The sequence below is a fragment of the Paenibacillus sp. Marseille-Q9583 genome (genome assembly GCF_976954365.1).
On sequence record NZ_CDRJTB010000014.1, the window covers coordinates 74885 to 100957 of the forward strand.

General features: G+C 43.0%; 25 protein-coding genes. 17 read left to right on the plus strand and 8 right to left on the minus strand.

The window, feature by feature from the left end:
• Positions 1-2: 2 nt before the first annotated feature.
• The 7 genes from ACWNM1_RS09390 to ACWNM1_RS09420 all read left to right on the plus strand — a co-directional run bounded on the left by ACWNM1_RS09390 (position 3) and on the right by ACWNM1_RS09420 (position 9852).
• Positions 3-1343: a response regulator transcription factor gene (locus tag ACWNM1_RS09390; RefSeq protein ID WP_449600778.1), complete on the plus strand. Its 1341-nt coding sequence runs from the start codon at positions 3-5 to the stop codon at positions 1341-1343.
• A gap of 125 nt (positions 1344-1468) precedes the next feature.
• Positions 1469-3202: an extracellular solute-binding protein gene (locus tag ACWNM1_RS09395; protein ID WP_449600779.1), complete on the plus strand. Its 1734-nt coding sequence runs from the start codon at positions 1469-1471 to the stop codon at positions 3200-3202.
• Positions 3203-3285: 83 nt separating this feature from the next.
• Complete coding sequence (locus tag ACWNM1_RS09400; protein ID WP_449600780.1) at positions 3286-4176, plus strand: ABC transporter permease; 891 nt, start codon at positions 3286-3288, stop codon at positions 4174-4176.
• Positions 4177-4185: 9 nt separating this feature from the next.
• Positions 4186-5079, plus strand: a complete 894-nt coding sequence (locus ACWNM1_RS09405) for a carbohydrate ABC transporter permease (protein ID WP_042125110.1) — start codon at positions 4186-4188, stop codon at positions 5077-5079.
• Between the two features lie 52 nt (positions 5080-5131).
• Positions 5132-6415: a Gfo/Idh/MocA family protein gene (locus tag ACWNM1_RS09410; protein WP_449600781.1), complete on the plus strand. Its 1284-nt coding sequence runs from the start codon at positions 5132-5134 to the stop codon at positions 6413-6415.
• Positions 6412-8073, plus strand: coding sequence for a DUF4091 domain-containing protein (locus ACWNM1_RS09415; RefSeq protein ID WP_449600782.1), 1662 nt, complete (start codon positions 6412-6414; stop codon positions 8071-8073). Before ACWNM1_RS09410 ends, ACWNM1_RS09415 begins: the two co-directional genes overlap by 4 nt.
• A gap of 30 nt (positions 8074-8103) precedes the next feature.
• Positions 8104-9852 carry a glycoside hydrolase family 35 protein gene (locus ACWNM1_RS09420; RefSeq protein WP_449600783.1) on the plus strand — a complete coding sequence of 583 codons (1749 nt, stop codon included), beginning with the start codon at positions 8104-8106 and terminating at the stop codon, positions 9850-9852.
• A 194-nt stretch (positions 9853-10046) separates the two neighbouring features.
• Here ACWNM1_RS09420 and ACWNM1_RS09425 read toward each other — a convergent pair whose 3' ends face one another.
• The 3 genes from ACWNM1_RS09425 to ACWNM1_RS09435 form a co-directional block, all read right to left on the minus strand.
• The gene (locus ACWNM1_RS09425) at positions 10047-11201 is read right to left on the minus strand and encodes a response regulator (RefSeq protein WP_449600784.1); all 1155 of its coding nucleotides are present in this window, start codon (positions 11199-11201) and stop codon (positions 10047-10049) included.
• A gap of 165 nt (positions 11202-11366) precedes the next feature.
• Complete coding sequence (locus tag ACWNM1_RS09430) at positions 11367-11576, minus strand: ATP-binding protein (RefSeq protein ID WP_449600796.1); 210 nt, start codon at positions 11574-11576, stop codon at positions 11367-11369.
• Between the two features lie 85 nt (positions 11577-11661).
• Positions 11662-12114, minus strand: a complete 453-nt coding sequence (locus ACWNM1_RS09435; protein ID WP_449600785.1) for a histidine kinase — start codon at positions 12112-12114, stop codon at positions 11662-11664.
• Positions 12115-12520: 406 nt separating this feature from the next.
• Between ACWNM1_RS09435 and ACWNM1_RS09440 the strand changes: the two genes are divergently transcribed.
• The 4 genes from ACWNM1_RS09440 to ACWNM1_RS09455 all read left to right on the plus strand — a co-directional run bounded on the left by ACWNM1_RS09440 (position 12521) and on the right by ACWNM1_RS09455 (position 15218).
• Positions 12521-13081 (plus strand): RNA polymerase sigma factor, encoded by a 561-nt coding sequence (locus ACWNM1_RS09440; protein WP_449600786.1) that lies wholly within the window; start codon positions 12521-12523, stop codon positions 13079-13081.
• Complete coding sequence (locus ACWNM1_RS09445; protein ID WP_341147351.1) at positions 13078-13530, plus strand: anti-sigma factor family protein; 453 nt, start codon at positions 13078-13080, stop codon at positions 13528-13530. The genes ACWNM1_RS09440 and ACWNM1_RS09445 overlap by 4 nt, the downstream gene beginning before the upstream one ends.
• 81 nt (positions 13531-13611) lie before the next feature.
• Positions 13612-14109, plus strand: coding sequence for a hypothetical protein (locus tag ACWNM1_RS09450; protein ID WP_341147352.1), 498 nt, complete (start codon positions 13612-13614; stop codon positions 14107-14109).
• Between the two features lie 17 nt (positions 14110-14126).
• Complete coding sequence (locus ACWNM1_RS09455) at positions 14127-15218, plus strand: DUF4097 family beta strand repeat-containing protein (RefSeq protein WP_341147353.1); 1092 nt, start codon at positions 14127-14129, stop codon at positions 15216-15218.
• Between the two features lie 80 nt (positions 15219-15298).
• Here the strand turns inward: ACWNM1_RS09455 and ACWNM1_RS09460 are convergent, their stop codons facing one another.
• Positions 15299-16279, minus strand: coding sequence for an aldo/keto reductase (locus ACWNM1_RS09460; protein WP_042125126.1), 981 nt, complete (start codon positions 16277-16279; stop codon positions 15299-15301).
• Positions 16280-16507: 228 nt separating this feature from the next.
• Between ACWNM1_RS09460 and leuB the strand changes: the two genes are divergently transcribed.
• From leuB to ACWNM1_RS09485, 5 genes are all read left to right on the plus strand, one after another.
• Positions 16508-17590: a 3-isopropylmalate dehydrogenase gene (gene leuB, locus ACWNM1_RS09465; protein WP_449600787.1), complete on the plus strand. Its 1083-nt coding sequence runs from the start codon at positions 16508-16510 to the stop codon at positions 17588-17590.
• A gap of 161 nt (positions 17591-17751) precedes the next feature.
• Positions 17752-18291: a peroxiredoxin gene (locus ACWNM1_RS09470; RefSeq protein ID WP_449600788.1), complete on the plus strand. Its 540-nt coding sequence runs from the start codon at positions 17752-17754 to the stop codon at positions 18289-18291.
• Between the two features lie 229 nt (positions 18292-18520).
• Positions 18521-18928 carry a hypothetical protein gene (locus tag ACWNM1_RS09475; protein WP_042125131.1) on the plus strand — a complete coding sequence of 136 codons (408 nt, stop codon included), beginning with the start codon at positions 18521-18523 and terminating at the stop codon, positions 18926-18928.
• A 367-nt stretch (positions 18929-19295) separates the two neighbouring features.
• Positions 19296-20402 (plus strand): ATP-binding protein, encoded by a 1107-nt coding sequence (locus tag ACWNM1_RS09480; protein WP_449600789.1) that lies wholly within the window; start codon positions 19296-19298, stop codon positions 20400-20402.
• 123 nt (positions 20403-20525) lie between these two features.
• Positions 20526-22031, plus strand: coding sequence for a leucyl aminopeptidase (locus tag ACWNM1_RS09485; protein WP_449600790.1), 1506 nt, complete (start codon positions 20526-20528; stop codon positions 22029-22031).
• A 106-nt stretch (positions 22032-22137) separates the two neighbouring features.
• Here the strand turns inward: ACWNM1_RS09485 and ACWNM1_RS09490 are convergent, their stop codons facing one another.
• From ACWNM1_RS09490 to ACWNM1_RS09505, 4 genes are all read right to left on the minus strand, one after another.
• Entirely contained in the window at positions 22138-22284 is a 147-nt protein-coding gene (locus tag ACWNM1_RS09490; protein WP_449600791.1) for a hypothetical protein, read from the minus strand.
• A 103-nt stretch (positions 22285-22387) separates the two neighbouring features.
• Entirely contained in the window at positions 22388-22567 is a 180-nt protein-coding gene (locus ACWNM1_RS09495; RefSeq protein WP_076286329.1) for a FeoB-associated Cys-rich membrane protein, read from the minus strand.
• A 44-nt stretch (positions 22568-22611) separates the two neighbouring features.
• Positions 22612-24624 (minus strand): ferrous iron transport protein B, encoded by a 2013-nt coding sequence (gene feoB / locus ACWNM1_RS09500; RefSeq protein WP_449600792.1) that lies wholly within the window; start codon positions 24622-24624, stop codon positions 22612-22614.
• Positions 24621-24842 carry a FeoA family protein gene (locus tag ACWNM1_RS09505; protein WP_042125136.1) on the minus strand — a complete coding sequence of 74 codons (222 nt, stop codon included), beginning with the start codon at positions 24840-24842 and terminating at the stop codon, positions 24621-24623. The genes feoB and ACWNM1_RS09505 overlap by 4 nt, the downstream gene beginning before the upstream one ends.
• A 285-nt stretch (positions 24843-25127) precedes the next feature.
• On the opposite strand from ACWNM1_RS09505, the gene ACWNM1_RS09510 reads away from it, so the two are divergent.
• Positions 25128-26073, plus strand: a 946-nt coding sequence (locus ACWNM1_RS09510) for an aldolase catalytic domain-containing protein (protein ID WP_449600793.1), incomplete at its 3' end; no start/stop codon positions are given.

The window sequence follows — 26073 nt, forward strand, 5'->3', positions numbered from 1 at the left end:
TTATGTATAGATTACTAATCGTAGATGACGAGCCTGTGATTGTGAATGGATTAGTCCAACTGTTTCAGGATAACTCAGAATTTGAACTGGATATACGAAAAGCTTACTCCTCAAGCGAAGCTCTTGAAATTGCAAAGAAAACGAAACTGGATATTTTGGTCAGCGATATTCGTATGCCTCAGAAGAATGGTCTCCAGCTCGTGGACGAAATCGTCTATTATTGGCCATTATGCCGAGTGATTTTCCTTACAGGATACAGTGAATTTGATTATGTATACGAAGCGATTCGTAAGAATGTGGACAATTACATTCTGAAAACGGAAGGAATTGAACCTATTTTCCAAGCTGTGAAGGCAGCGATCGACAAGCTAGACGAGGAGAACCGTCGTAGACTTCAATTGGAGAAGGCACAAATGCACTATCAAATCGCTAGTTCCTTCCTGAAGAGAGAGCTGATGGAGCGGGTGCTGAGCGGGGAGTCTATTACTTCTATACTCAATAATGTACGTTACAAGGATGTAGAGTTCGGCATTGCATTAGATCGTCCTTCGTTCTTTCTTGTTGGTATCTTGGATCGACTAGATGATCCGAAATTTAAAATGCCTCCGTCTGTTCAGCGTATTTTCCATGATCACCTGCCTGCATCTATTGCATGTGAAGAAGTGATTTATGATGATCGTGTATTCATATGGCTGCTTCAACCAGATGAAGGGTTGCTGAATCGCTTTCGTAGTGGCTATCCAGATCAAGGGGTGAATTGGCCTGGAATCGTTGCTTATATGAGAGGGATATTAGAGCCTGTACAGAATGAGTGTGATGAGCTGCTAAGTGTCTGCGTTTCATTCGGAATTTCGGGGGACTTACTTAACCATTGGGAATCGATCCATCTTCAAGTTGAAGCAGTGCGCTCTATGATTCTTAAGAGAGCTTTATTAGGTCAGCACATGCTTATCTTAGACCTTGAGAAACTAAGTCAACTTGAGGATACGATGCACAAAGCTGGAGGAATCGAGCAGGAAGATTTCAAGACGCTAATCATCGAACAAATTCACCAATTTGTGCAGGAGAACCTATCTGGAGATTTATCGCTTACCTCAATTGCTGCAGAGGTGCATCTTAATCCGTCCTATTTATCTCGTTATTATAAACAGACGACAGGTCAAAATTTATTAGAATATATCCAGTCGACGAAGCTGCATGTTGCTCTGCAACTGATGAAGAATACAACTCTGAAATTAAATGAAATCGCCATCCGGGTCGGTTTTGAATCACCATCCTACTTTACAACATTCTTCAAACGGAAGATGGGTTTATCTCCACAGGAATATCGAAATTCAAAATAAGTAAATAAAGTGAAAGTGATGTAAAAAAAGTGAAATTGAAAGCGGTTTCCTCTGTGGCTAAAATAATAACTAGGAACACTGATTAACAACAAGAATTGCAGCAAACAAAGGGGGGAAGCGTTCAGATGAAAAAAATGAGACCATGGAAAATGATTTTGTCAGTAACGATGATTCTTTCATTATTGTCAGCATGTGGAAGTCAAGGGAATGGAAATGCGAATGCACCATCTACGCCTAAGGAAGACACTACGAATAGTGCGACAGACAGCGCAACAGCACCTGATCCGCTAGGGAAATACCCGGAAACGGTCACTGTTACAGAAATACTAGGATATAATCCACCAGAAGATCCAAGAACTCCTAGCGGAATAACACCGGAACAAAATGCCTACCTGAAAGATCTCAAAGAGATGATGAATATTGAAGTGAAATACAAATGGACCGTTCCCTCTGCCCAGTTTGAGCAGAAGTTCTCGCTTGCCATGGCATCGGGGGATTTACCCGATGTGATAGAAGTTGATCAGAAGAACTATGAGAAACTTAAAAAGCAAGATATGCTTGCTGATCTGACAGATGCTTATGCACAATATGCGTCACCAGCTCTTAAGGCATATATGGACTCAGATGGTGGATTCGCGATGAAAACGTTCAGTGCGGATGGTAAGCAATTAGGTATTCCTGCATTTGAAGATCCCTTCTTATCCACGCAGCTGCTATGGATTCGTCAAGATTGGCTTAATAATCTAGGATTACAGGCACCGAAGACGATTGATGAGCTTGAGAAGGTTGCACAAGCATTCACACATAATGATCCAGATCAGAATGGTAAGAATGACACCTATGGTATCGCCATGCAAAAGAATCTCTTCTTTTGGGGATTTGATGTCAGAGGTTTCTTTAATGGATTCGGTGCTTATCCTTCCGTTGGTGATAAACAATCGGCTTGGATTAAAGGCGGCGATGACAAATTGTTGCCGGGATTGATTCAGCCTGAAGTGAAGACTGCACTTGGTAAGCTACAAGCATGGTATAAAGATGGAATTATTGATAAAGAGTTTGCACTAAAGGATGAGAATAAGGCTGTAGAAGATCTGACTGCAGGTAAAGTGGGTATTTCCTACGGAGAGTGGTGGTATCCGAACTGGCCGCTTAACTCCAGCGTAGACAAAGATCCAAAGGCGGATTGGATTGCAATTCAACTTCCAGGGATGGATGGTCCAGCTAAATCACTCGTTCCAAAAATTCGCAGCAATAAAATTTTCGTTGTGAATAAAAAGATGAAGAACCCAGAAGCAGCGATTAAGATGCTCAATTTCTACATTGAAGTTGGTAATAAGAAATACAAGGATAAGAACAAAGCGGCAGATGGCTATGTATACAACTGGTTTAACCCACGGATTGCCAACCCTGTTGATATTGATACGATTTACAGGGAAGTAAACAAAGCGCTCGATGCTAATCAGACTGAAATTACAATCGACGATGCAAATTATAAGACCGTTGCGGATACTTTCAAAGCGACTAAGGACTTCCTGGCAGGCGACACATCTAACGCTACCAAAGGTGTAAACTGGGGTCAATATTATAGCCGGGCTGCAAAAGACGGTGGCTGGGGCTTAACACGACAAATTAAAGAAAATCAACAATTTGTATACAACGAGTTTTACGGTCTTCCTACACCAACAGTAGTGGAAAAGGGCGGTCAGCTGGATAAGTTGATGCAAGAGTCCTTTACCAAGATTATCATGGGCGGTTCTCTTGATGATTTCGATAAATTCGTGGATAGCTGGAAGGCACTTGGCGGTAATGAAATTATCGATGAGGTCAATGAATGGTATAGCACGGAAGCTACGAAATAAATCACAAGAAAGCGGGTGAGGTGAGTCGGGTGAGCCGACTCACCTCCCGTTTTAAAATGAGTAAGTTGGTGAGGAGGGCATCTATGAAATCACTGAAGAAAGAATTTCCGCTTCATATCATGTTAATACCAGGTGTGATTGTTACACTGATTTATGCCTACGGACCGATGGCCGGCCTTGTTATGGCGTTTCAACAGTTTGAGCCGTTATCCGGTTTTTTTAAATCCGATTTTGTGGGATTAGATAACTTCCGTTATGTATTTAATTTACCGGATTTCAAGCAAGTACTTTGGAATACGCTAGTCATAGCCATCATCAAAATGGTATTGTCACTGCTTGTCCCGCTCATTCTAGCATTATTATTAAATGAGCTTACTAAGAAATGGTTCGCAGGTTTTATTCAATCCGCCATTTTCCTCCCGTTCTTCCTTTCATGGACTGTACTTGGGGGTGTCATTATTGAATTATTCTCTCTGAATGGACCTATTAATGGCTTAATTTCCACTATGGGTTTAGAGCCTATCATGTTCATGCTTGATAATGGTTGGTTCAGGGGGATTATTATTGGCTCGGATGTCTGGAAAGGCATGGGCTACAATATGATCATCATGCTTGCTGCCATCACAGGAATTAATGCGACGCTGTATGAAGCGGCAGAGGTAGATGGTGCAGGGAAATGGAAGCAAATGCTTAACATTACGCTTCCAGGTATAGCACCGATTATTATTTTACTTAGTGTATTAGGTCTCGGTGGTATTCTTAACGCAGGTTTTGAGCAGATATTGATTATGTATAACCCGACTGTATATGCAGGCGCAGATATAATAGATACATTTGTCTATCGATTGGGGATGTTCAGCCAACAATTTGGACCGGCGGCAGCAGTGGGTCTCTTTAAATCGATAATATCTTTATTTATGGTATCAACAACTTACTATGCAGCGTACAAATTTAACAATTACCGCATATTCTAGGAGGTGGAGATGGTGCTACATAAACAATCATTCAGCAGAAAGTTATTTATTGTGTTCAATACGCTGTTGTTAACTTTCATTACCATACTCGGCATTATCCCATTTGTACACTTACTCTCCATCTCACTTAGCTCGAATACAGCTGCGATGGCTGGAGAAGTGAAGCTTTGGCCCGTCGGCTTTTCCTGGGATGCTTATGTATATTTAGGAGAAAAGGTAGAGTTCTTTCGTTCCTTGGGAGTCTCCGTAAAACGAGTAGTGCTCGGTTCAGTAGTTAACTTGTTTCTAGTATTTATTACTGCTTTTCCGCTTTCCAAATCGAATGATCAGTTTAAATTTAGAACCGTATATGTATGGATATTCGCGATTACGATGTTTTTTGGAGGCGGCTTAATTCCAACGTATATCGTAGTGAAGAATACAGGCTTAATCGATTCCATTTGGGCGCTTATCTTACCAGGTGCATTGAATGTATGGAATATGGTCTTGATGCTTAACTTCTTCAGATCTATTCCAAGAGAATTGGATGAAGCGGCTACGATTGATGGTGCCGGACATTGGAGAGTACTTTGGCAAATTTATTTACCGATATCCCTTCCATCCATCGCAACGATTGGGTTATTCACTATTGTTGGGCATTGGAACGCTTGGTTTGACGGTATCCTTTACCTGAATTCACCTGAGCATTATCCACTACAGACCTATCTTTCTACCTTGATTATGTCTATCAATGCCCAGATGTCATCGATGTCCATTGAGCAGCTCAAGGTGATGGAGAACCTAAGTGAGAAGACGATTCGAACGGCGCAAATATTCATGGGCGCATTGCCAATTATGGTAGTGTATCCATTCTTACAAAGGTATTTCGTAAAAGGAATGACGGTTGGTAGTGTTAAAGAATAAAGAAATAGAGTAAAGACATAGCATAAAGTCTCATATGAAGGAGCAAATTGCGATGAAGAAAGTTACTGTTGCTTTAATTGGAGCGGGCCTGCGAGGAATTAATTATTCAGAATATGCGATTCAGCACCCCGATGAGCTTCAAGTTGTAGCTGTTGCAGAGCCGAATGCGAAGCGGAGAAATAAATTTAAGGCAAGACATAAGCTGGCTGATGACGTGTGCTTTACCCATTGGGATGATTTTTTTGCCTCCCCGAAAGTAGCAGATGCGGTATTTATCTGTACCCAAGACAATCAGCATTATGTGCCGACAATGAAAGCACTGGAGGCAGGGTATCATGTGCTATTAGAAAAGCCGATGTCCCCTGATGCCAAGGAATGTGTACTTATGGGGGAAATGGCCTCTAAAGTGAATCGTGTCTTCTCGATATGTCATGTATTGAGATATACCAATTTCTTCTCTACGATCAAGGAGCTGCTTGAAAGTGGTGCGATCGGACAATTGATGTCCATTCAACATAATGAGAACGTGGGTTACTGGCACCAAGCTCATAGCTTCGTAAGAGGGAATTGGCGCAAAAAGGATGAGTCCAGTCCGATGATTCTCGCTAAGTCCTGTCATGATCTGGACATTCTTTCCTGGTTGACAGATTCAGAATGTGTTCGAGTTTCTTCCTTTGGCTCACTGTCCCATTTCAAATCTAGTGAAGCACCGGAAGGAGCCCCGCTACGCTGCACAGATGGATGCCCAGCAGCAGATAACTGTCTCTATTATGCTCCTAATCAATATTTGACGGAGGATACGGATTGGCCTACATCGGCAATTAGCGATGATCTAAGCTATGAAGCCCGCCTGAATGCTCTTCAGGAAGGACCTTATGGACGATGTGTCTATCATTGTGATAATGATGTCGTTGACCATCAAGTGGTAAATCTAGAATTCGCTAATTCCGTAACTATAGCTTTTACAATGAGTGCGTTTACCAAAGATGTAAGTCGTACCCTCAAGCTGATGGGTACCAGGGGGGAAATTCGCGGTGCGATGGAGAAGAATGAAATTGAAGTGATCCATTTTGGCAGCGGTAAGGTAGAGAGAATCTCGTTCGAGAATGCAGGTGGTCATGTTGGTCATGGCGGCGGCGATATGGGCTTAATCAAAGATTTTGTTAAGCTGGTTCGAGCGGAAGGGAAGATTCAAGGGCTTACATCAGCGAATCATTCCGTTCAAAGTCACCTTATGGCTTTTGCAGCGGAGCAATCTCGCATCGAGGGTAACAGTATTATTCTGAAAGAATTTGCACAAAGTGTCTGTAATGATGAAGAGGTGAAGAAACGATGAATGCTCCGCAGCCATTTCAGACGATGTTATTAAGTTCGTTGGTTAAGGTATTTGCTGACGAAGTACCGAATCATGAATCCTATCACAGTGCAACTGCACTTGTCGGAGAAACATTTTCGTTCCAAGTCGCTTATACCTCAGATACACTTCTAAAGAATATTGAAGTAGAGATAAAGTCATCTCTTCCAGATCTAATATGTATAAGATCCGTTGGACTTGTTCCCTCAGAAATGCCTTGTTTCAAAAATCATGATGACGATGTGCTAAGAACTACGCCGGGATTATATCCAGATCCATTGTATACGCTGGATCAACAATCTATTTCATCGATCCCGGGACAATGGCGATCTTTATGGGTGACGATAACCTTGGATGAATCAATGAGTACGGGGCTTCGTTCTATTCAGATCCTCTTCCAATCATCTGAAGGACAGATGTTAGGTGAATCGGATGTATTCGAGTTAACCGTTATCCCTGCAACACTACCGCCGCAACAGTTAATTCATACGGAATGGTTCCATGTGGATTGTCTTGCTACAAAGTATGGTGTCGAAGTATTTAGTGAAGCGCATTGGGGCCTTATAGAACGTTATGCAGATACGATGGTTAAGCATGGCATGAACATGATCTTAACTCCGTTGTTTACACCGCCTTTGGATACAGCCATTGGTGGAGTACGTCCAACCGTTCAATTGATTTCCGTGACTAAAGCGGGAGATCGTTATGAATTCGGATTTGATCTGCTTACTCGTTGGGTATCGATGTGCCGCCGACTTGGCTTCAAATACTTTGAGTTCTCTCATTTATTTACTCAATGGGGTGCAAAATGTGCACCCAAAATAATGGTAACCATTCAAGGTGAAGATCAGCAACTATTCGGCTGGGATACGGACGCATCCTCGGCGGAATACCGTAGTTTCTTGGATCTATTTTTACCTTGCTTAGATCAATATTTGAAAGAGCAGGGAATAGACCAGCAAAGCTGGTTCCATATTTCAGATGAACCAGGAGAGGAACATTTGGAATCGTACCGAGCTGCAAGTGAGATCATTTATAAACATTTATCAAGTTATCCGATTATGGACGCTTTGTCCGAATTGGAGTTGTATGAACAGGGCCTGGTGAAAAGGCCGATTCCTGCGAATACGCATATTGAACCGTTCTTAGAACATCAGGTCCCAGACCTTTGGACGTACTATTGCTGCGCTCAAGGTGAACAAGTATCCAACCGGTTTTTCAACATGCCGTCTGCTAGAAATCGTATAATCGGGTTTCAATTGTATAAATTCGGATTACAGGGCTTCTTGCATTGGGGTTATAACTTCTGGTACTCGCAATATTCATTGAATCAGCAGCTGGACCCTTATCGTACGACTGACGCTGAGCATGCATTTCCCTCAGGAGATGCCTACTTGGTCTATCCGGGAGAAGAAGGCCCGATTGAATCCATTCGACTGGAAGTTCTATATGAAGGGTTGCAGGATTTGCGCGCACTAGAATTACTTGAGCAGAAAATCGGCAAGAAAGCAACGATAGCCATTATGGAAGAGGGTCTGAGTACAGCGTTGACCTTCTCTGTATACCCGAGGGATCAGGGAACATGGCTCTTAGAGGCAAGAGAGCGGATCAATCAAGCGATAGCAAGTTATTCTACTTAAGTGATCATACCATTACGAGGTGTTGAGAATATGGCAACTTTTCATTATTCAGGATCTTCCTTTTATTATAACGATCAGGCGATACGGCTTATCTCAGGGGCCATCCATTATTTTCGGACTCTGCCGGAACATTGGGAAGACCGTCTTATCAAATTAAAAGCTTGCGGCTTCAATACGGTTGAAACCTATGTGGCATGGAATTTACACGAGCCGAAGAAAGGCCAACTTCAGTTTGAAGGTATGGCAGATGTAGTCCGGTTTATTGAATTGGCTGGAGATTTGGGTCTGCATGTCATCGTTCGTCCCGCACCTTATATTTGTGCAGAATGGGAATTTGGTGGACTGCCATCTTGGTTGCTAGCTGATTCGGATATGCGTCTTCGATGCTACCATAAGCCATTTCTAGATCATGTAGATGCGTATTATGATGTATTGCTTCCCAAATTACAACCACTGTTATGTACAAATGGTGGCCCGATCATTGCTATGCAGATTGAGAATGAGTACGGAAGTTACGGCAATGACAAGCGGTATTTGACTCATTTAAAAGACAGCATGATTTCCCGTGGGATAGATGTACTACTATTCACTTCCGATGGACCTGAAGACGCGATGTTACAGGGAGGTATGGTCCCAGGTGTGCTGGAGACGGTGAACTTTGGATCACGTCCAGTAGAAGCATTCAACAAGCTCCGTGAATACCAACCAGAGGCTCCAATCATGTGTATGGAATACTGGAACGGTTGGTTTGATCATTGGCGTGAGGAGCATCATACGCGTCCGGCTGAGGATGTAGCGAAGGTATTGGATGAGATACTTAGTTTAGACGCATCCGTTAATTTCTATATGTTCCATGGTGGAACCAACTTTGGGTTCTACAACGGAGCGAATAGACATACTTTTGACAGCTATGAACCAACAATTACTAGTTATGACTATGATTCCTTACTGAGTGAATCCGGTGAGCCGACAGCTAAATATTATGCAGTTCGTGAAGTGATCTCCAAATATGTAGATCTCGGACCCCTTGAGTTGCCAGCTCCTGTCGCTAAGAGAGCATATGGGAGAGTAGAGATGAAGGAGCAGACTTCACTTACCGCAAACTTGAATCTCATTTCTGCACCCATTCACTCTGCATACCCTGAATCAATGGAGAAATTGGGTCAGGATTATGGCTTTATACATTATAGTACGTTCCTTACAGGACCCCGCCCCAAAGATGAGTTCTTCATCCAGGATTTACATGATCGTGCATTAGTCTTTCTGAATGGAGAGCTCACTGCAACCTTAGATCGTGTAGAGCCAGAGGTGAAATTAGAGTTCGAGGTTCCGGCCGAAGGGCTGCAGGTTAGTATACTTGTGGAGAATTTAGGACGCGTCAACTATGGTCCTTTTATGAGAGATTGTAAAGGGATTACTGAAGGGGTACGTTATGGACGGCAGTTTCTGTCGGAATGGACGATTTATACGTTGCCATTAACAGATTTATCTGGTCTGCAGTTTGAAGGTTTATTCAGGCAAGTGGAACCTAGCTTCTTCCGCAGCACCTTGGTTGTGGATGAACCTTGTGATACGTTCTTGAGCATGGAAGGATGGACTAAAGGCGTCGTGTTCATTAATGGATTCAACCTTGGTCGCTATTGGAATATCGGACCACAGAAAACAATGTATGTGCCAGGTCCTCTATTGAAACAAGGCGACAATGAGATTGTCATCTTTGAATTGCACAGCACTTCAGATACCGCTGTTACCTTCGTAGATCAACCGGAACTAGGATAATAGGGCATAGCTCTGCCAACAACATGTTAGAATTGCGGCTTATTGAACAATGTCTGAATTTGCTTCGGACAAGTTTGTTCAATCTTGCATAATTCGCTAGCTTCGTTTGACTAGCTGTTTCAAACGCAGCAATTAATATATCGTAACAACAAAGACACCCGAATAGATCCGGGTGTCTTTTTGATAAATAGAAACTATTTCTTGCTGCGTATTCTAAGGTTATGTAGTTCCCATTGTTCATACCAATCTTGAACAACGGCAGGAAGACCAATACTTAGATCGCCTTTCAATAATTCCGTCAGATTCTTGTATTGTTCTTCCACTGCGGATCGTTCCCCAATACTGTCGTAGACCTTCATCAATCCTAAATGTCCTTGTTCAAAATAGGGCTGAAGCTGTACTACCTTTTGATACACAGTGACAGCTTCGGGAACTCTGTTGTTGTCGATATAGAACTGGGCCATTCCCATAGCATGGTGTAGCCAAATGGTGCGCAGACGTTGCCGTTCGCCCTCCGCCCACAAATAATCGTAATCTCCAAAATAATCCCCTGAATAAAGTTCAAATAAGCTTTGATGTTCTGCACAATTGTCCTCTCCGATGGATTCGAGTGCAAGAATGCTGTGCTCCCACTGGGCTGCATCGATTAGAAGCGGCCCGGTCTCAAGCGTATACCCTTCCCCGCCACTGACGTTGCTGATATGCAGATCTACCTCACTCTGCTTTAAACATTGTCGTACTTGATAAATGGTTGTGTAGAGATGAGTAGAAGCCTTTTTATGGTTGAAATCTGGCCACAGTAGGTCAATCAGGGTATCTTTACTGACGAATCGATTGCGATTATGAAGCAAGAAAGCAAACAATTCTTGTGCCTTAGAAGTTCTCCAACGGAGATTATTTAAAGGTTGTCCTCCTCGTTCAAAACGCAGCGATTGAAAACAACGAATCGTTAGTTCATGTGCTACCTCTGTGCTTTTTGGTGCAAACCTCAATCTGTCCTCCAAGCGTTGTACTGTTTTGAATAAACGGTCATGTCGCACGGGCTTCAAAATATAATCAATCGCATTTAACTCAAAGGCTTCCACTGCATATTGGTTATACGCGGTCACGAAAACGATATTAGCGTTTGGATAGACCTCTTGCAGAATTGCGGCAGCTTGAAGTCCGCTCACTTCAGGCATTTCAATATCAATAAAAATAACGTCAGGCTCCAAGGCTGGAGCTTCTTGTATAGCTTGAACAGGATCTGTATAGGACGCGATGATATGAACAGCTTCCATTTCTTTTAACATGAATTCTAACTTTACGAGAGCAAGGCGTTCATCGTCCACCAATACTGCTTGAATCATTGTTATTTCACCACTCAATATAGTATTTTTTAGCAAAAAACAATAAACTCTTCTTTATTTTTCGGTTCATTATAGTCTGTCTGTGACTAGGTATTTTTGTGATTCATATTTCTTTTTTCAGAAGGGATTATGAAACTTACTGAAGTATCTAGCCCTTCCTTGCTTTTAAATTTGCAAACCCTTAGCATAGACACGTAACAAGCGTTTATGTATGTTAAGAAATCCAATCCCTCTTGTTACATTAGACTGACTGCTCAGCAGTTGCTGAAGTTGCTCTGAAGTCATACCTTTACCATTATCAGCGATTGTAATCTCGATGTCATCAGCTAGTTCTTTGATGGATATTGAAAGTGTAGATTTTCTGTTAAATCCCAGTTGATGGTCATCCTGTCCTCAAAGCGCTCTTTCTCTATGTACAGATAGGCACGGACAAGCTCAAGCTCGTATTCAATCGGTATCATCACTCAGCGTTCAAGAAGTTAAAGCTTAAGCGTAAATAAGAGCTAAAGACATCAATAAGGTGACTCATACGCTGTGTATCAAAAGATGCCAGAGCAGATATAGAATTTAATGTGTTGAATAAGAAATGTGGTTGTATTTGCGCTTGAAGATACGCTGCTTCCAGACGAAGCCGTTCATTTACGGACTGTTTTAAGTCTGTTAAGGAACGTACCCGTCCTCTTAGCTCCATAGCGTTCATGGGTTTCATTACATAGTCGTTCGCGCCCGAAACAAATCCGGTGTAGATAAGCTTGTCATCATCAATGAGTACTGTAGTTATAGCGGAAATTACCAACAGAAAAAAATAGATCAACATCTTTTGCCGCGGACCAATGGTATATAATATTGCTGCATAGACTGCATGAAGTAGAAGTGGCAGATGGAGAACCTGAATTTCCTTGTAGTTCACCATTGATATAAATTTCCGAAGCAGTCCGAACCCCGGATATGAGTATGCCATAAGACTGCTTTTCGTTTTTATCTACAAGAATTCGTAATGATAGGAGCCGTAGCCAAAAGCAGATTTTTCGCCATTATGAAGGGCATCGTTCCACTGATCCGGGATTTGTATATATGTTTTAGGGGGAGCTTTGTTTAGAGATTCTTTATTGAAGTGGGAAGCAGCGTATTAGGATAGAACTCCCATTGGCCTTTTAAGGTAAGGAGCTTGTCTTGATTCAATTAGAAAGAGTTTTCTTTTAGTCATAGTAATTAAACATTATTCGACAAAAAACAATATATTCCTTTCCCAAAAACATTTCAAAAATTAAAAAAAAGTTGCAGGGGATTAGAATTGGCTGGCGTCTAACGTTATGTAGGTGAAGGAGGGGAGAAAGCTGGAAGAGGCGGAATGGATTTCTGCTGTGCTGAACGGTGAACATCAGGACTTTGGGCATTTGGTGACACGTTATCAAGGCATGGTATACAGAGTGTGCGTCAAGATTACTGGAGAAGCCGAATCGGCCAAAGATATGGCCCAAGAGGTTTTTATAAAAGCATACAAAGCGCTCCCCTCCTTCAGAGGACAGTCTACCTTCTCGACATGGCTTTATCGGATAGCCTATCGAACCTGTCTGGACTGGAAACGGGCCAATGATAGGGAGTGGAGGCATCGGAGTGCAGCTGATTACACTGAGAATGATTGGGTAACGTCTCAAACACCAGAGCAAGAGGTGCTAGAGCAGGAACAATCAGCTGAGCTGGGTGAGAATGTGAACAGCCTTGCGGAACCGTACCGGTCGGTCGTACAGCTGTACTATTTTCAGCGAAATTCTTATCAAGAGATAGCGGAGCAAAAAGGTGTTTCCGTTAAGACTATCGAATCGCAGCTTTATCGTGCCAGACAGATGATGCGTAGACAAAGGGAGGAATTGCGATGAATTGTGCAATAGTGAAGGAATGGATGCCACATTACATTGACGGCCTACTGTCTCCAGATATGGAGCTGAGTATCCGGTTGCACATACAATCCTGTCCTGATTGCGCGCAGTGGCTGGAGGAAGCTAAGGAAATGTCCGCTCTTTGGTCAGAAATGCAAACGAACAGTGAATATCAGCATGAACAGATGGACTTTCCAGATCTCGCAGCAGGTGTTATGGCCCATATTGAACAGCTCGAAACAGGACGCAGAGAGCGAGCGGTTAAAGCGACAAGCGTAAGACGTCGTTATGCTCCTAGAACATCTTGGATGCATTATGCGGTGGCTGCCTGCTTAAGCTTCTTATTGTTACAGTTTGGAGTTTTTGAGAATTTGGCTTATGGGATTACTGAAATTAATGGTCATGTGTCGAATTCGGTGACCCAATGGTTTGGTGGTTTTAGAAAATAGTCATAAAGAGATTTATAAATAATAGATGGATTCAGGTAAACCGAAAAAGTTTATGCTATCCAAAATTTAGGAGGATGTATTATGATTAAGAAGAGACGTTGGCTCACTTTTATGTTAGCTATGGTTCCTGGTGTAGGCCATTTATACTTAGGCTTCAAAAAGCAGGGGCTGCAGTTTATGATCGGGGCTTCCTTATGTATTATGTTTATACCGTCCGAGCCCATGATCTTCCCTTTTGCGCTAGCTGCACTATGGTTTTACCAATTGTTTGATGCTCTGCAGAAAGCGGCTTGGATGAAAATAACTGCAGCCGAACATGAGCGTATGATGTTTCATCCTGACAGCTTCGGAGAACCTTGGACGATGGGAATATCCTCTATGCCGGGTTACCCACATGAAGATGTGAATCCGGCTTGGGTCGGTGTCGGATGTGTTGTTGCTGGGTTCCTTATGCTGGTGATTTCAGCATTTCCGACGCTTTGGAGAATGTTAATCGAGATTAACATTGGTACGATCTTGTTATCACTGGGTCTGATTGCGTACGGTCTGAAGATGCTAAGAAACAATACGAGAGCGTAAGAAACGGGGATTTGACTATGGGGAGATGGAAAATCGGGAGCTTCACTGCAGCTATAGGCTGCATTGCACTTGGTGTCATTATTGTGATGGCTCAGTATAATATGATCAGCTATGAAGTGCTTGGTTATTTATGGCCAGCACTGTTGATCTTGTTCGGACTCGAGATGTTGCTAAGATTGTTTATCAAATCCGATGCCAAAAGTCGTGTGAGCGGTTGGGCAATCCTTTTGATTATCCTGTTGGTTGGAGCAAGCGGTGCTCAGTCAGTAATGGCCGGCGGCTCACTTAGCAGTCTAATCGGAAATACACATTTGACTCCTCTAAGTGGGAATGTCGAAGTGAAAGACAATATTACGACGTTGAAAATCGTGCTTCCAAGTGGAAAAGTAAAGGTCGAGGGAATAGATGGAAGCGCATTGGATTATGAGGGAAGCTTACTCTTACCTGGAAAATCGCAAAGTGAAGCTGCTAGTGCGCTGGAAAAGAAATGGAAAGTTAAAACTGAGGGAGATACAATGATTATGGAGCTGGATACAGATCATAATTGGTTCTCTAATATTCAGTTTGGATTTAATACTAAAAGCCCTTATTTAAATGTAAGTGTACCTAGCAGCCTTGCTGTTGAGGTAGATACTAGCGATGGGTCAATAGAAGCCTGGGATTTAAAGTCTGGCTTAGTGGCTGATACTAGTAACGGGGTTTTAAATATTCATGATGTGGCTGGCGGAGTAGAGGCACATACCAGCAATGGATCTCTGACGGTTCAGAACATCCAAGGTGGAGCGCAGCTCAAAAGCTCTAATGGAGCTATTACATTGGACAATATAGATGGAGCTTTAACCGCAAAGAGCAGCAACGGCAAGATCACTATTAATTCAGCAGTGACTGGAAAATGGAAATGTTCGTCTAGTAACGGAAAGATTACGGTGGGATTGCCTTCCGTCTCCGATGTGAAGATTACAGCGGATACCAGCAATGGTTCGCTGAAGGGGAATGTACCCTGGAATCGAGATGGGGACAGCTATGGCACGGCCACTCTCGGTAAAGGAACCCATAGTGTGGACCTAAGTACGAGTAATGGAAGCGTGACCGTGGACACGGCTGAATAAGCACGAACAAAAAAGGGAGTTAAGGCTTCAGCGATTGGCTCTGCTGAAGCCTTAACTCCCTTTTTCAAATTATAAGAGACCTACCAAGCGTAAGCTTTAGGAGCTTCCCCGCCCGGTCCTGGGAAGATCTCATCCAGCCGTTTAAGTACTGACTCGTCTAGCACAATCTCAAGACTGCGCAGTGCACTCTCGAATTGCTCTAGTGTGCGTGGTCCAATAATTGGTGCGGTTACAGCAGGATTGGCTAATAACCATGCTAGTGCTACATTATCTTGTGGTTCCCCAAGCTCCATACATAAGCTTGCAAAAGCCTCAAGCTGATCTTTGTATTGCTCTACGCGCTCAGCATTTCCTCCACTGCGGCTGCCTTCTATTTTCTTAAGTGCATTGCGTCCAAGAAGACCTCCATCCAGTGGGCTCCAAGGAATAACGCCTAATCCATGATGGAGAGAGGAGGGTAATACTTCAAGTTCAGGAAGGCGACAGGTGAGGCTGTATTTATGCTGCTCAGAAATCAAACCTAAAAAGCCACGTGCCTTCGCTTCTTGTTGGGCCACAGCGATATCCCATCCCGCAAAGTTACTGGAGCCGACATAACCAATCTTTCCTTGGTTTACAGCAAGCTCGAAAGCCCCCCACAGCTCGTCCCAAGAGACACTACGGTCAACATGATGCATCTGGTACAATTCAATATGATCGGTCTGGAGACGCTGCAGAGACCCCTCTAGATGGCGGCGTATAATATAAGATGATAGTCCACCCTCATCATTAGGGCCATCGAGCTTATCGCTCATTGCACCGTATACCTTGGTAGCTAACACGACCTTTTCACGTCGCCCACCACCTTGCTTAAACCAACGACCAATAATCGTTTCTGTTAAACCGGAATTCTCACCCCAACCATAAATGTTAGCGGTATCAAAAAAATTAACACCTGCGTCGAGTGCAGCGTCCATAATACGGAAGGCTTCTTGTTCATCTGTTTGTGGGCCGAAGTTCATTGTTCCAAGACATAGCCGACTGACCTTCATACCGGATTTACCAAGCTTAGCATATTGCACTTCGCATTCACTCCTTAGGTAGATGATTTCAACTTAATTGTAAACATCTTCAGAAATAAGAGCAAATATGAAGCGGCAATTTGGATAAGTTGTCTTATCTCATTGAATTATAGGCTATGCCTATCAGCTCAATAGAATCTATATCTTTGTCCTTTACGACTGGGTATGATACAACAATATAAAGAAGAACTATGTCTGTTAGAGCAGACCACTTGAGGAGTGACTGAGATGAGTGAGGTTAAAAAAATCGCCGTAATCGCAGGGGACGGTATTGGACCTGAAGTAGTAGCAGAAGCAGAAAAAGTATTGAAAAGAACGGAAGAAGTATTTGGTTATGCTTTTGAAACGGAGCACGCTCTATTTGGAGGCATTGCTATAGACGAAAGAGGCACACCGCTGCCGGAAGATACACTGGAAATCTGTCGCAGTGCTGACGCCGTATTACTGGGCGCTGTAGGCGGACCGAAGTGGGATAACAATTCTAAGGAGCTTCGTCCTGAAACCGGATTGCTTGGCATTCGTAAAGCGCTTGGATTGTTCTCAAACTTACGTCCAGCAGTCGTATTCGATTGCCTTAAGGATGCTTCGACATTGAAGCCAGAAGTGCTGGAAGGAACCGATCTTATGGTCGTTCGTGAGCTGACTGGTGGAATTTATTTCGGAGATAAACTTCGTCGTCAAGGTGAACATGGTGAAGAAGCAGTGGATACCTGTGTATATAACGTAATGGAAGTGGAACGAATTGTGCGTCAGGCTTTTGAGATTGCTGGCAAGCGTCGGAATAAGCTGGCAAGTGTTGATAAAGCGAATGTACTTGAAACTTCACGTTTATGGCGTGAGGTCGTAAATAAGATTGCTCCAGAATATCCTGAGGTAGAAGTAGAGCACGTGCTCGTTGATAACTGCGCAATGCAGCTGCTGCGCCGTCCATCCAGCTTTGATGTTATCGTTACTGAGAACATGTTTGGTGACATCCTGAGCGATGAGGCTGCGATGTTGACAGGCTCTATCGGTATGCTTGCTTCAGCTTCGATGGGCGATGGTAACTATGGTCTCTACGAGCCCGTTCACGGCTCCGCACCTGATATTGCCGGACAAGGGCTTGCAAACCCGATTGCAACAATTTTATCCTTAGCACTGATGTACCGTTTAACCTTTGGTTATGAGGACGCGGCTGCTGCGATAGAGGCTGCAGTGGCTGAAGTATTGGATGCAGGACACCGTACAAGTGATATTGCCGTAGATAAGAGCAAAGCGCTTAGTACATCTGAAATGGGCGACCTGATCGTAGCAGCAATCCGCAAAGCGTAATAAGATCTAATTTGTAATTACGATTAAAGAGAAATTTGCCTAAGATTGACTTTGATTTTGTGCGATGATACCATTTGATATGTAGACAAGATGTAAATTATTCCAGCATATCACGACAAGAAATGGTTAGTTTCTTACATAATCAAAGGAGGATTTTGGCAATGGCTGAACGTTTAGTAGGTAAACCAGCTCCAGACTTTACTATGCAAACCGTATCAGGTGATGGTAAAGATTTTGGTAAAGTAAGTCTGTCCGACTATCGTGGCAAATGGCTGGTATTCTTCTTTTATCCTCTGGATTTCACTTTTGTATGTCCGACTGAAATCACAGCTCTTAGTGATGCTGCTGCGCAGTTCGAAGCGCTTGATACAGAAATTCTCGGCGCAAGTATAGATTCGATCCACAGCCACAAAGCATGGATCAACACACCTAAGGATTCCAATGGTCTTGGCCGTTTGAATTTCCCGCTTGCTGCTGATATTACTAAACAAGTTGCTAAAGACTACGGCATTCTGATTGAAGAAGAAGGTATTGCATTGCGTGGATTGTTCATCATTGATCCTGAAGGTGAATTGAAATATCAAGTCGTTAATCACAATGATGTAGGTCGCAGCGTAGAAGAAACACTTCGTGTCCTTCAAGCCCTGCAATCTGGTGGCTTATGCCCAATGAACTGGAAACCAGGTGACAGAAACCTTTAAATGTTGTTCTGCTATTATCTGATCTTTGATATTCTGATTTGGACCTCCTTGCAGAAGCTTTTTCTGTAAGGAGGTTTTTTGCTCCAAAAAAGTCTTAAATAAAAAATGGATTTGAAAATAGGCGTGAAAAGTTATATTATGTCCTCGAGTGGAGGAATCTCCATTGGGGTAATGTAATACAATAATAAAAACTCAAATGGGTTAGTTATTCTAAGGAGGGTGAACAAATATGAGCTTCTGCTGTGGAGCGAGTATGGTAGGAACAAAGGGAACCCTTAAACATTATCGCACGCAAGTCCATAATGTTCCCCTGCTTTTTTGTCCAGTATGTCATCGTGTAGAGGTTCACTATAAGGTCGAGAATGAGTATGAGATCTTGGCGGAATACGCACATGGAGACGGTGTTACTGATGTGGATTTTCAGGACTATGTCATGGAAGACGAAACTGCAATATTCGAGAATGTCATTAACATCGAGAGTGAAGAGCCTCTAGCTATTGTGCGGAGTCAGATCGATATGGCGCTTGACCTGCTTGCTGTAGCCAAACAGATTGAGGATACGAAGTGGGAACGGGAATTGAAGAAAAGATTAGCTGTGATGAGTCAAAGACGCCTTCGTCTGCAACAGAAAGCGTAAGATTATTTACAATTTGGGTCAGACCCATTTCTCTATCAAGGCCTTCGCTACTGCGAGGGCTTTTAGCTTTTTCTAAATTTTTTTAAACGTGTTTAAATCAATTGAACGAATTAATAGTAATAAATATAATTTGATGTGATTTTTTATATGTCTTTGGAATCATTTTATGAATTTTTTTATCATTCGACAGTTTCTCTGATTGCGTTGTCTACTTCACTTGGATATGATTGGAATATAATTGAACCGGTTGGAAAAAGTGCAACGATTACCGAATGTTCTGGCGGCTTCGTCATATACTCAAATACATAGTAATTTGATGTCGCTTTAGCGTCTTCGTCAAATGCAGTAAAAGGGGGAACTTCGTATCGTGATTAGCCAATATCAAGAAAGTCTTCTATTACCGGGAAGAACCTATCAGTCAGGGCCTGTGGATACTACATACGAGGATGTACTAGAGAATATTGACAGCGGAATCATGCTTTTTGATGAAGAGGGAGTTATAAGTTTTGTGAATAAGCAAATGTACGGGATGCTAGAATTAACCCGTCACTCCCTTGTCGGCTGTACAATATCACACCTATTATCTAACGTTAGACTAAGCCGCTTTAAGAAAAAGCAAGTACTGCAAAGCTATAGAGAGATGGTATACAAAGGAAAATCAAATTATGAATTTTTAGACGAGTATGGCCGTTACTGGAAGGTTACATTATGCTGTGGAGAGCAAATGAAGGGTTGTTATTTGTTTACAGTTAAAGAAATCTCCGATTATAAGTTGATTGAGCAAACGGCTTACCAGAACGATAGTTTGGCTATGCTAGGTAAATTATCTGCATCTATTGCACATGAAATCCGCAATCCATTAACTGCAATTCGTGGATTTATTCAATTGCTTCACCCGCATCTACAGCAGCTTGGGAAGCAGGAATACGGCAAGATAATCTTGGCGGAGATCGATCGTGCGAACGATATCATTCATGAATTCCTTACTTCCTCCAAGCCGTCAGTTCCTCAAGTGGGGATGATTCCTGTGTCAGCTTTACTCAAGGAAGTAGTGCTGCTTACAGAGAGCGAAGCCCTGATGAAAGGTTGCCAGATCAATCTACATCCATTTCAGGAGGGAGATATGATGATTTCTGGAGATGTAAAACAAATGAAACAGGTAGTCCTTAACCTGATTAGAAACGCTATGGAGGCCGTTGCGGATAGAGCAGATGGTTTAATGGGTAAAATAGAGGTCGGAGCCCACAGAGAGGGTTCTGAGGTCCGTATGTTCATTTCTGATAACGGTAAGGGCATGGATATCCGTACACTGGACAGGTTATTCAATCCATTTTTTACGACAAAAGAGAATGGGACTGGGCTTGGGCTATCCGTGAGTGACCGAATCATTAAAAATCATGGCGGATGTATCTCTGTCAGTAGTAGAGTTAACGAAGGTACTCATTTTGTAATCTCATTGCCATTAATCCATTAGTACATTCGAATAGAATATAAAGTGTTTAAGAGGCTGATCCCTGCGGATAATACAGATGCAGAGATCGGCCTTGCTTATGTTACAATGGGGGTTGGTTTTGGGAGACAAATGGAGGTAGACACAATGAATATAGAATTTAATAGTGGCAGTGCTATTAATGAAATACAGGGTGATGCCCTTATTCTTATCATCTCTGAGTCGGAAGCCCAACATGGCGGCCTCTCAGAGAAGTGGAATGACAGAATTCGATTATTAGGAAAGTCAGGTCTCTTTAGTGGGAAGCTGAATCAGACTTATGTACTGCCATTAGATTATCCATCTGGTTGTCCTGTAGCTATTTTAGTTGGAAAAGGGGACCAATTACTTAGTACTGAAGACCTACGTCAAATGGCGGTTCAGATAGCACGTGCAGCACTTCGATTGAAGGCAATACAGCTAGTGTTTCAGTTGCCTGAAGGTGTTCAGGAGCTAACAGAAGATAAGGATATCGTATCTAATGCCTATGCGTTGTCTGAGGGGTTGTCACTTGGTTCCTATCGTCGTCCCACATATAAGCAGGAGCAATCTCAATATACAGGTCCAAACTCGGTTATTTTTACTATCGAGAAGAAGCCAGCGGATACTTTCGAGCGTGACTGGAATCTGGGTATGCAGAGAGGGCTGGCTTTTGGTGAGGCTACGAATCTGGCACGGAACTTGACGAATATGCCCGGCAATCTGCTGACTCCGTCTGACCTAGCTATAGCCGCTATAGAAGTTGCTGAACGTTATGGATTTCCTTCCGAAGTGCTGGATGAACGGGAAATTGAGCAAAAAGGAATGGGCGGATTGCTCGCAGTCGGAAAAGGAAGTGTAAACCCTCCTCGAATGATCGTCATTCGTTACCAGGGAACGGGGCACTGGGATAATGTAGTGGGGCTGGTCGGTAAAGGGATTACTTTTGATACGGGGGGAATTTCCTTAAAAAGAGCCTCAGGCATGGAAGAGTTAATCAGTGATATGGGAGGCGCAGCGGCTGTGCTTGGAGTCATGGAGGCATTAGGCCGATTACGTCCACGAATTAATGTCGTAATGGTCATTCCATCCGCTGAGAATATGCCATCTGCTAATGCCTTTAAACCCGGGGATATCATTACATCAATGAGCGGAAGAACCATAGAAGTATTGAATACCGATGCAGAAGGCAGACTTGTACTTGGGGATGCGCTGACCTATGCCCGGGAATGGGGAGCAAAACGTGTTATTGATGTCGCTACGCTGACAGGTGCAGTGTTGTCCACATTAGGAGATATAGCTACAGGTGCTGTTACTAACAACGAGGAATTTATGGAGCAGTTTATGATAGCAGCTAATGTTTCGGGTGAAAAAATATGGCAACTTCCGGCTTACCAGGAATTCCGCGAAATGTTAAAGAGCGAAGTGGCCGATATCCGTAACACCGCAGGAAGATTCGGGGGAGCCACTACCGCTGGGTTATTTGTAGGTGAGTTTGCGGAAGGTCTGCCGTGGATACACCTAGATATTGCTGGAACCGCATTTCTTTCTAAAGAACGTGGAGTTAATCCTAGAGGCGGTACAGGAGTCATGGTTCGCACATTAGTTCAGTGGTTGCTCAGCGAAAGCGAATGATTAGCTCTTCATAATCAACAAAAAGAAACCTCGCCCTAGGACAATGGATGGAAGACCGACCATTCCCTAAGGCGAGGTTTCTTTGCTTTTGTAAGAATGTTGAAGATTAAATATTGCCACTGGATTTTTTAGCCTTTAATTGAGAAGTAAAGGATTGAATACTGTTCATTATTTTATCGCGAGTTCCCTTATTCTTCAGTAAATAGGCTACGCCCAATGCGGCTGTTGTGAAAAATGTTTTTTTTGTGTTCATAGTGATTACCTCCTTAGGTATAGTCTGTAGTTGCTTATAAGAAACATACCCGAAAGCAATGAAAGCTAAACTATGAACCCTTTCATATAACGGTTAGGCAAGCCTACTTCTTCTTATTAACAGGTGTTGAGCAGCAGGAGAGGGGAGAATCTAAAGACGCTGCAGAACAGGTCTTGCCCTTATCACAGCCAGCGCAAGCGCCTTGCTTGCCCTTTTGCACATGTCGATAGATGATCCAGCCTGAATAACCGAAGATCAGAGTGACGATTAGAACATTTATCATTACGGTGCCCCACTTTCTTTAAGAGAATCAACGAATTACAAGTTCTATGACCAGCCTAATAATCGCCCACCTTGGAAAATAACAAAAGATACGATATATGCCAGAGTAAGAGAATAGCCAATGGAGAAGAAAGTCCATTTCCAAGAGGCTGTTTCTTTTTTGATAACCCCTACAGTGGCCAGACAAGGAATATATAACAGGATAAAGGCCATAAAGCTAATTGCACTCAGCGGTGTAAAGACTTGTGAAATTTGATTCTCTAATCCAGCGGTATCTGGTGCGTGATAGATGATATTCATCGTAGACACAACAACCTCTTTCGCTAAAAATCCTGGGACCAAGGTAGAGCCAGCCTGCCACGTTCCGAAACCAAGCGGTTCCAGTAGTGGTGCAATCATGCCTCCGAATTTAGCTAGATAGCTATGATCCATTTCTACATCAAATCCGCCAGGACCAGCATAAGACATAAACCAAATAATGGCTGATCCAGCTAGAATAATCGTTCCCGCTTTACGAAGGAACCCTTTGCCCTTCTCCCAAGTGCTGCGCGATAAGGTTTTGATCTGCGGCATACGGTAAGGAGGAAGTTCGATGATGAAGACGGAGGATTCATTTTTGAATAAGTATTTAGAGAATACCTTACAAAGGATTAGGGCAAAAACAATACCCATAACATACATAGAGAGAACGGCAAACGCTTGTTGCTCAGGGAAGAATACAACTGCGAATAATGCATAAACAGGTAATCTTGCAGAACAAGACATCAGCGGCATTAACAGGGTTGTCAGCATGCGGTCTTTGGGCTGTTCGATGCTTCGCGCCGCCATAATGGCCGGTACATTGCAACCAAAACCAATGATAAATGGAATGAATGCTTTTCCGTTCAGTCCCATTCGTTCCATGGTGCTGTCCATCAGCAAGCAGACCCTTGCCATGTATCCGGAATCCTCTAGGAAGGAAATGATCAGAAAGAGAATGAAGATTTGCGGAACAAAGACCAGTACGCCTCCTACACCGCCGATGATGCCATCCACAATCAATGCATGCGTGAAGCCTGAAGCTCCAATGGTCTGAAGCAGTGAGTTCGTTCCATCACTAATAGGGCCGGATATCAGGCCATCTAGGATATCCGATAGGGGGCCGCCAACCCAGTCAAATGTAGTCTTAAAGAGAGCATACATAAAGAAAATGAATAAGGGCAGTCCCAAAAAGCGATGAGTCAATACCGAATCTAATCTTTCAGTTAAGTTATGGGGCTTCTGAGCTGTCGTATCAAGGACTTCGACACAAATATTGCGAATATACTCCATACGGTTCGAGCGAATCCATTGCGGGAGTGTCAGGGCGAGTTTTTTGATTTGTAGCTCACTCTGACAAGACTCACAGATATTTAGCAGTCCCGTAACATCTATACGCGACTTCAGAAACTGAAGTATAACCGGATTCTGCTCCATTAGCTGTAGAGCGACCCAACGATGATTGGGCAGATCTTTTATAGAACGTAATTCCTTTTCTATAGAAGATATCGCTCGCTCGACGACCTCACCATAATTCAGCTTGAACTTTACAGCAGGAATAGCTGACGACTCCTCGAGGATGCTGAGCATCTGTACGCTGCCTTTACCGGTTCTTGCTATAAGTGGGAGGATGGTGACACCCAATCTTGATTGTAAAATGGTTTGATTGATACGAATACCACGCGCATTAGCGACATCAATCATATTAAGACCGAGTACAGTAGGCTTGCCATACTCAAGTAGTTGAAGCGTAAGCAGCAGATTACGTTCCAGCTGGGATGCATCCACGATATTGATTAATGCTTCTGGGGATTCTTCTATCAGATATTGGGCCGCGACCCCTTCATCACGGGAGAGTGGGTGAAGTGAATAGATGCCGGGCAAATCAATGAGCTTGCCTGCCCCGTTCTTCAGATTTCCGATCTTTTTCTCAACCGTAACGCCTGACCAGTTACCTACATATTCGTATGAAGTCGTTAATGTATTGAAGAGAGAGGTCTTACCTGTGTTGGGATTGCCGACAAGAGCTATAGAACTCAAGATACGTTCACCTCAATCAGAGAAGCTTCTTTGCGGCGTATGGCGAACAGCTGGCCGTTACATTCTAGCGTAATCGGCCCCCAAAAAGGTCCCTTTCCTTTAAGACGGATGTTCACACCCTCTGACACTCCGAGATCAGCAAGACGACGGCGTAGAACGGGGTTCATTCCTTCTATTTTATGAATACAGCCGGCAGAACCAGGTTGTAGTTGTAGCAAGGTACAGCAGGTAGAAGTAGCTATTGTAATCCCTCCAAAAGAGACTGATAATCAATCTCAACTGTTTAGTTGTAATGTAGCATTTTTAAGTGTTTGTATACTGTGATATTTGTCGCAGACATAATGTGATAATAACATCTATGAGTTAAAGGTGAAATAACCTTTACAATTTATTCTTCATTAAAGTATGATTGAACGATATAAATTGCATAGTAAAGCTATGCTAGCGGTTATAATGATTGCAATAGCGGCTACGATGATTGCAGGAATTGAAGGGAGATAATTATGAAGACTAATCAATGTAAAATTGTTGACTGCACCATTCGCGATGGGGGGCTCGTTAACAACTGGGATTTCAGCGTGGAATTTGTGCAAAATTTGTATGCCGGCTTGAATGAGGCTGGTGTTGACTATATGGAAATCGGTTATAAAAACTCCCCTAAACTGCTCAAAGGAGCAGAAGGTGCTGGACCATGGCGTTTTCTGAACGATGACTTCTTACGTAAAGTTATCCCGCAAAAGGGACATACGAAGCTTTCCGCTTTGGTTGATATCGGTCGTGTGGATGAGAATGATATTTTACCTCGCAGCGAAAGTATGCTGGATCTGATTCGGGTAGCTTGTTATAGCAAAGATGTGGAGAAAGCCTTACAACTGGTACAAACCTTCCATGATCTAGGCTATGAGACAACGATCAATATTATGGCTTTGTCGAATGTAATGGAGAATGAATTATTAGAAGCTTTCGAAATGATTCGTGAGAGTGTAGTTGATGTGGTATACATTGTGGATTCATACGGTAGTCTAGATCACAACGACATCAATTACTTAGTTGAAAAGTTCAAAACTCATTTGCCAAACAAACGCCTGGGCGTACATACCCACAATAATCTTCAACTCGCGTTCTCCAATACGTTGATTGCTGCTGAGAAAGGTGTAGAACTGCTGGACGCTTCCTGTTATGGAATGGGACGTGCTGCGGGGAACTGTCCTACAGAGCTGCTAGTGACTCATTTGAAGAATACACGCTACACATTGCGCCCTGTAATTGATATCATTGAACGCCTGATGATTCCTTTACGTGAAAAAGAAGAGTGGGGCTATATCATTCCTTACATGATCACTGGAACGCTTGATGAGCATCCACGTTCGGCTATGGCGCTTCGCGCATCGGCGGATAAGGATAAAGCGGTTGATTTCTATGATAAGCTTACAACACCAGAGGTTAACT

Coding starts and splice junctions, on each gene's coding strand:
- ACWNM1_RS09395 (WP_449600779.1), top strand. CDS start 1,469: ATGAAAAAAATGAGACCATGGAAAATGATTTTGTCAGTAACGATGATT.
- ACWNM1_RS09490 (WP_449600791.1), bottom strand. CDS start 22,284: ATGAACACAAAAAAAACATTTTTCACAACAGCCGCATTGGGCGTAGCC.
- leuB (WP_449600787.1), top strand. CDS start 16,508: ATGAGTGAGGTTAAAAAAATCGCCGTAATCGCAGGGGACGGTATTGGA.
- ACWNM1_RS09445 (WP_341147351.1), top strand. CDS start 13,078: ATGAATTGTGCAATAGTGAAGGAATGGATGCCACATTACATTGACGGC.
- ACWNM1_RS09390 (WP_449600778.1), top strand. CDS start 3: ATGTATAGATTACTAATCGTAGATGACGAGCCTGTGATTGTGAATGGA.
- ACWNM1_RS09420 (WP_449600783.1), top strand. CDS start 8,104: ATGGCAACTTTTCATTATTCAGGATCTTCCTTTTATTATAACGATCAG.
- ACWNM1_RS09485 (WP_449600790.1), top strand. CDS start 20,526: ATGAATATAGAATTTAATAGTGGCAGTGCTATTAATGAAATACAGGGT.
- ACWNM1_RS09470 (WP_449600788.1), top strand. CDS start 17,752: ATGGCTGAACGTTTAGTAGGTAAACCAGCTCCAGACTTTACTATGCAA.
- ACWNM1_RS09405 (WP_042125110.1), top strand. CDS start 4,186: ATGGTGCTACATAAACAATCATTCAGCAGAAAGTTATTTATTGTGTTC.
- ACWNM1_RS09400 (WP_449600780.1), top strand. CDS start 3,286: ATGAAATCACTGAAGAAAGAATTTCCGCTTCATATCATGTTAATACCA.
- ACWNM1_RS09415 (WP_449600782.1), top strand. CDS start 6,412: ATGAATGCTCCGCAGCCATTTCAGACGATGTTATTAAGTTCGTTGGTT.
- ACWNM1_RS09410 (WP_449600781.1), top strand. CDS start 5,132: ATGAAGAAAGTTACTGTTGCTTTAATTGGAGCGGGCCTGCGAGGAATT.
- ACWNM1_RS09450 (WP_341147352.1), top strand. CDS start 13,612: ATGATTAAGAAGAGACGTTGGCTCACTTTTATGTTAGCTATGGTTCCT.
- ACWNM1_RS09475 (WP_042125131.1), top strand. CDS start 18,521: ATGAGCTTCTGCTGTGGAGCGAGTATGGTAGGAACAAAGGGAACCCTT.
- ACWNM1_RS09495 (WP_076286329.1), bottom strand. CDS start 22,567: ATGATAAATGTTCTAATCGTCACTCTGATCTTCGGTTATTCAGGCTGG.
- ACWNM1_RS09455 (WP_341147353.1), top strand. CDS start 14,127: ATGGGGAGATGGAAAATCGGGAGCTTCACTGCAGCTATAGGCTGCATT.
- ACWNM1_RS09435 (WP_449600785.1), bottom strand. CDS start 12,114: ATGGTGAACTACAAGGAAATTCAGGTTCTCCATCTGCCACTTCTACTT.
- ACWNM1_RS09425 (WP_449600784.1), bottom strand. CDS start 11,201: ATGATTCAAGCAGTATTGGTGGACGATGAACGCCTTGCTCTCGTAAAG.